2 protein-coding genes and 1 pseudogene are annotated in these 1,886 nt (G+C 62.6%); 2 read left to right on the forward strand and 1 reads right to left on the reverse strand.

Going from position 1 to position 1,886, the window contains the following annotated elements:
* Window positions 1-352: pseudogene (locus ACH2EH_RS08115) on the forward strand (penicillin-binding protein); the annotation flags it as partial.
* Here ACH2EH_RS08115 and ACH2EH_RS08120 read toward each other — a convergent pair.
* Entirely contained in the window at window positions 349-1,152 is an 804-nt protein-coding gene (locus tag ACH2EH_RS08120) for a TIGR00282 family metallophosphoesterase (protein WP_395140621.1), read from the reverse strand. The pseudogene ACH2EH_RS08115 and the gene ACH2EH_RS08120 sit on opposite strands and share 4 nt — an antisense overlap.
* A gap of 48 nt (window positions 1,153-1,200) precedes the next feature.
* On the opposite strand from ACH2EH_RS08120, the gene ACH2EH_RS08125 reads away from it, so the two are divergent.
* On the forward strand, window positions 1,201-1,886 hold a 686-nt coding region (locus ACH2EH_RS08125), incomplete at its 3' end, for a ribonuclease D (RefSeq protein WP_395140623.1).

A 1,886-nucleotide genomic window follows, 5' to 3' on the forward strand; every position in this document is an offset into this window, starting at 1 on the left:
GGGGCCAGCGGGCGCGGTGCACCTGCCACTGGGGGAGTGGGCGAAGTTTGTGGCGGTCTTTGCCGATCCTGAGCACCAGACACTCCTCAAGCCCGAGACGCTTACCTGGCTGAGCACACCGTCACGGGGGGGAGATTACAATGGCGGCTGGATGGTCACGCCGCGCCCCTGGGCGGGGGGCGCAGCACTGACGCACGGAGGCAGCAATACGTTCAATTTTTGCGTGGCGTGGGCTGCCCCCCAGAAGCGCTTCGCCGCGCTGGTGGCCACCAATGTGGCAGGCGACGAGGCCACAACGGCCTGCGACGCCGTGGTAGGCACGCTGATCCGTCGCTTTCTTAAGCCCGGCTAGAGCTTTGCCGCCTGAAGATTCACCTCGCTCCGACGGAGGCGCTGGATACTCTGAGCCTTGCCTGTGATCTCATCGAGATCAACGACAACGCCACAGAGGGTGCCGTGGCTATCGGCGACTTGGAGACGGTGAGGAAGCTGGGTCTTGAAGCGTGCCAGGGCCGCCTCGATATTCATTCCGATCACGGAATCCTCCGGGCCGCACATTCCCGCATCGGTGATATAGGCCGTTCCTCCGGGCAAGATGCGCTCATCGGCGGTCTGGACGTGCGTGTGGGTTCCCACCACAACGGAAGCGCGTCCGGCACAGTGCCAGCCAAAAGCCGTTTTCTCGCTGGTGGTCTCGGCATGAAAATCAATAAAGAGTAGGGGGGTCTGCTCAAGCACCTGCGTGATGATGGCATCGGCGGCGCGGAAGGGATCGTCCACCGGCTCCATCAGCGCCCGCCCGATCAGGTTGGCCACCCCGATCAGCGTGCCCTTCTTGGTTCGGAAAAGCCCCCAGCCACGCCCTGGCGAGCCGGGTGGATAGTTGGCGGGGCGCAGCACGCAGGGTTCGTCGTCTAGTAGGTCCAGCTCGTCTGTTTTGGCCCACACGTGGTTTCCGGTGGTAATCACATCCACCCCACTGGCACGCAACGCCCGCACAATGGAGCGGGTCACCCCGCGCCCACCGGCTGCATTCTCCGCATTGGCAATCACCAGCTCCGGCGCAAACTCCTCCCGTAGCTCCGGCAAGAGGCCGACCACTGCATCACGGCCTGGCTTTCCGACAATATCCCCGAGAAACAAAATACGCATTCGTTGGGATTATACGCGCAAATTAGAAAGATGGTTTAATGAGAGCCTATGCAGCCCCTCACCCGCCATGCAGAGCTGGATGCTTTCTGCACTGAGCTGAAAGGCCGTCTTGCCGACGACCCGCGTCTTGCCCTCGATACGGAGTTCATCCGTGAGCGTACCTATGAACCCGTGCTGGAGCTGGTTCAGGTGAGCACCGCAGATGGTCTGATCGCCTTGCTAGACATTCCGGCCCTGGGTGACTTAGGCGCACTCGGGCCTCTGCTCACCGACCCCGATATTCTGAAGATCTTCCACGCGGGCGGCCAGGATATCGAGATCCTCACCAGCCTACTGGGCGAGATGCCCACGCCCTTTTTCGACACGCAGATCGCGGCGGCGTTTGCGGGCTACGGAACCCAAGTGGGCTACGGAGCACTGGTGCAGTCGGTGCTGAAGGTGCGGCTCTCCAAAGAGGAGGGGTTCTCCGACTGGTCGCGCCGCCCCCTCACGGCCTCAATGTGTAGCTACGCCGCCGACGATGTCCGCTACCTTCACACGCTCCACGATCGGCTCATGGCGCGGCTCCAGCGACGGGGCCGTGCGGAGTGGGCGCAGGAGCAGACCGTACGGGTACTCACCAACGCCTCGGAAACCACTCAGCCTGAGGATCTCTGGAAAAAAGTAGGCAGTAAACAAGGGCTGAACCGCCGTGAGCTGGCGATCTTGCAGGAGCTGGCGCTCTGGCGCGACGA

Source organism: Armatimonas sp. (assembly GCF_043760365.1).
Lineage (GTDB): Bacteria > Armatimonadota > Armatimonadia > Armatimonadales > Armatimonadaceae > Armatimonas.